Consider the following 3,822-nt stretch of genomic DNA (forward strand, 5'->3'; position numbering starts at 1 on the left):
GCCCTTCTTGAGCGAGCCGGTCTGCGCGTCCGAACTGTCGTGCAGCTGACGCCCTTCGGCGATGACAACACTGCCGACTCGGGAGTCCGGGGCAACCAAGGTGTCGAGTGCGCTCGCGGCGCTACTCTGCACCGGCACCTGGTAGAAGCCGGGTTGCACCTTCTGGATCTCAGACGGATTGGCGATCGCCGCGTTGTAGAAAGCAGCGGAACTCGCGACGACGTTCTTCGCCTCGAGCGTCGCACCGATCTCCGATGCAGTTTCTCCACTGTTGATCTGGATGACCACGGGTGCGCCGCCGGGGCCGGCAAAATCCTCCGCGGTCTTGTTGCGATCCATGTACCAGAGAGCGCCGTATGCACCGACACCGAGGACTGCGATCACCAACACCAGCAGGGCGAGAACGCCGACCTTCTTGCCACGCTTGGCGCGCTTGTTGCGCGCTTCGCGTTGCTTGCGTGCCTCGGCTCGCGACATATGCGGCGGATCGATGTTCTGCGGCAGTGCACGCATGACCATGGTCTCGTCGTTGTCGAAGTCGAACGAACTGGTGGGCCGGCTTCCGCCGCCCTCATCCCACCGCGCGTTCACAGATCGCCCTCCAGTGCAGCGTCCTTCGACGACTCCCCTGGTTTCACAGCTCTACTCCGCTCGTCCAGCCAGCCTTGCAGGATTTCCACCGCCGCAGCCTGATCGATCATCGGTCGCTGACCGCGTGCCTTGACTCCACTTTCGCGGAGATTGCGCGCAGCCGTGACGGTCGTCAGTCGTTCGTCGGACAGTCTCACCGGGATCGGTTCGACGGCCCGCTGCAGTCGTTTGGCGAATGCAGTCGCGATACCGGCGGCTTTACCTTGCTCACCGCGCAGCGTCTGTGGCAGTCCGACGATAACCTCAACGGCCTCGTATTCGGACACGATGGCGATAATGCGCCGGATATCCGGCGCGTCGGGCCCACGCTCCTTCGAGCGTGGAACCGTTTCCACCGGTGTCGCGAGGATGCCGTCGGGGTCGCTGGACGCGACGCCGATGCGAACACTGCCCACGTCGATGGCGATGCGCCGCCCGCGACCAGGGTCGTCGATGCCGGGGCGATCGGGACCCTGCTGCGTAGCCATCACCGTCAGCTGCCGCCCGCCAGCTCTCCGACTCTGTCCCGGATCGCATCGAGCGCCGCCGGGATTCCTGCGGAGTCCGAACCCGAACCCTGGGCCATGTCGGGCTTTCCGCCGCCGCGGCCGCCGATCTTGGGACCGAACGACGCGACCAGCTCACCGGCCTTCACACCGAGACCTTGAGCTGCCTTGCTCGAGGCGACCACGAACGGAACCTTGCCGTCGACGTCACCGAGCAGAGCTACGACGGCAGGTTCGGAGCCGAGGCGACCCTTGATGTCCGTGACGAGGCTGCGCAGGTCGTTTCCGCCGACTCCGGCGGGAGCAGGCTCGGCGATGACGAGGACACTGCCGATGCGCTTGGCCTTGGCGACGTACTCGCCTGCTGACGCCAGCACTGCCTTGGCCTTTGTCTGTTCGAGTTCCTTCTCGGCCACCTTGAGTCGCTCGACGAGCGCCTCGACGCGGGCGGGCACCTCTTCCGAAGGAACCTTCAGCGAGGAGGAGAGTCCGGCCAGGAGCGCGCGTTCCTTGGCGAGGTAGCGGTAGGAGTCCAAACCGACGTACGCCTCGACGCGTCGGATTCCGGAGCCGACCGACTGTTCACCGAGCAGCGTTACCTGACCGATCTGTGCGGAGCTTCCGACGTGAGTGCCACCGCACAGTTCCATCGAGAACGGGCCGCCGATTTCGACGACACGAACCTCGTCGCCGTAGTTCTCACCGAAGAGTGCCATCGCACCCATCGCCTTGGCCTTGTCGAGATCCGTGACAAATGTGTTGACCGCGTAGTTCGACGCCACGGCTTCGTTGGTGAGTGCCTCGATGTCCTGCTTCTGGGAGTCGGACAGCGCGCCCTGCCAGGAGAAGTCGAAGCGGAGGTAACCCGGCTTGTTGAGCGAGCCTGCCTGCACCGCGTTGGGGCCGAGCACCTGACGCAGCGCCGCGTGCACCATGTGGGTACCGGAGTGCCCCTGGGTTGCACCCTTGCGCCACTCGGCGTCGACGTGCGCGAGCACGACGTCGCCCTCGGTGATCTCGCCCTTCTGCACCGTCACCTTGTGCGTCCAGACCTTCTTGGCGATCTTCTGTACGTCGTTGACCTTGGCTTCGAGGCCCGGCGCGGTGAGCGAACCGATGTCGGCGATCTGTCCACCGGACTCTGCGTAGAGCGGGCTGCGGTCGAGGATGACCTCGACGTCCTGACCGGCCTTCGCGACCGGGACACGGACGCCGTCGACGATCAGTGCGAGGACGTGAGCCTCGGAGACCAGCTCGTCGAAACCGGTGAACTCGGTGGCGCCTCGGTCGAGCAGTTCCTTGTAGACCGTGAGGTCGGCGTGGGCGTGCTTACGAGCCTGAGCGTCGTCCTTGGCGCGCTTGCGCTGCTCGGCCATGAGCGTGCGGAAGCCGTCCTCGTCCACGGTGAGACCGGCCTCGGACGCCATCTCGAGCGTGAGATCGATCGGGAAGCCGTAGGTGTCGTGCAGTGCAAATGCCTGATCGCCGGCGATGACCGACTTTCCGGACGACTTGACCGTCTCGGCAGCATTCTCGAACAGAGCAGAACCCGAAGCCAGCGTCTTGAGGAACGCGGTCTCCTCGCCGACGGCGACGTTCTCGATGCGCGTGAAGTCGGTTTCCAAAACCGGGTACGACGGCGCCATCGTGTCGCGGACGACGACCATGAACTCGCGCATGGTGGGCTGCTCGCTGCCGAGCAGTTTGGCCGAACGCACGATGCGACGCAGCAACCGGCGCAGGACGTAGCCGCGGCCGTAGTTGCCGGGGTTCACACCGTCGGCGATCAACATCGCTGCGGTGCGTGCGTGGTCGGCGATGACGCGGAAACGGACGTCTGAAGTGTGGTCGGTCCCGTAGACACTGCCGGTCAGTTCGGCGGCCTTGTCGATGACGGGGCGGAGAAGATCTGTCTCGTAGACGTTTTCGACGCCCTGCAGGAGGAACGCAACGCGCTCGACGCCCATGCCGGTGTCGATGTTCTTCTTCGGCAACGGTCCGAGGATCGGGTAGTCGCCCTTGTTGGTGCCCTCGCCGCGCTCGTTCTGCATGAACACGAGGTTCCAGATCTCGATGTAGCGATCCTCGTCGGCTTCGGGGCCACCCTCGACGCCGTATTCGGCGCCGCGGTCGTAGAAGATCTCCGAGCAGGGGCCGCACGGCCCGGGAATGCCCATGGACCAGTAGTTGTCCTTCATGCCGCGGCGCTGGATGCGCTCTTCGGGCACTCCTACCTCGTCGCGCCAGATCGAGAATGCTTCGTCGTCGTCGAGGTAGACGGTGGCCCACAGGCGCGTGGGATCGATGCCGTATCCGCCGTCCTCGACCGAACCTGTCAGCAACTGCCAGGCGTGGGAGATGGCTTCCTTCTTGAAGTAGTCACCGAAGGAGAAGTTGCCCGCCATCTGGAAGAAGGTGTTGTGGCGGGTGGTGATGCCGACCTCTTCGATGTCCAGGGTGCGGACGCACTTCTGCACGGACGTCGCCCGTGAGTAGGACGGCGTCTGCTGCCCGAGGAAGAACGGCACGAACGGAACCATGCCCGCGTTGACGAACAGAAGGTTCGGGTCGTCGAGAATCAGCGAGGCGCTGGGCACCTCGGTGTGGCCGGCCTTGACGAAGTGGTCGAGGAATCGCCTGCGGATCTCGTGGGTTTGCACTAACCGGTCCTTACCTTCAAGAGCGT

The 3,822-nt window shown here is 64.7% G+C and carries 3 protein-coding genes; all 3 read right to left on the reverse strand.

Annotated elements, in window-relative coordinates:
• Window positions 1-591: endolytic transglycosylase MltG (locus A2J01_RS32790; protein WP_197494352.1), on the reverse strand; the 591-nt coding region annotated here is incomplete at its 3' end.
• Window positions 588-1,121, reverse strand: a complete 534-nt coding sequence (gene ruvX / locus A2J01_RS32795; RefSeq protein WP_156519475.1) for a Holliday junction resolvase RuvX — start codon at window positions 1,119-1,121, stop codon at window positions 588-590. The genes ruvX and A2J01_RS32790, both read right to left, overlap by 4 nt.
• A 2-nt stretch (window positions 1,122-1,123) precedes the next feature.
• The gene (alaS, locus tag A2J01_RS32800) at window positions 1,124-3,796 is read right to left on the reverse strand and encodes an alanine--tRNA ligase (protein ID WP_030536427.1); all 2,673 of its coding nucleotides are present in this window, start codon (window positions 3,794-3,796) and stop codon (window positions 1,124-1,126) included.
• Between the last annotated feature and the right edge of the window lie 26 nt (window positions 3,797-3,822).

Origin of the sequence: Rhodococcus sp. EPR-134, from assembly GCF_001647205.1 — a bacterium.
In the GTDB taxonomy this organism is placed as follows: Bacteria; Actinomycetota; Actinomycetes; order Mycobacteriales; family Mycobacteriaceae; genus Rhodococcus_F; species Rhodococcus_F qingshengii.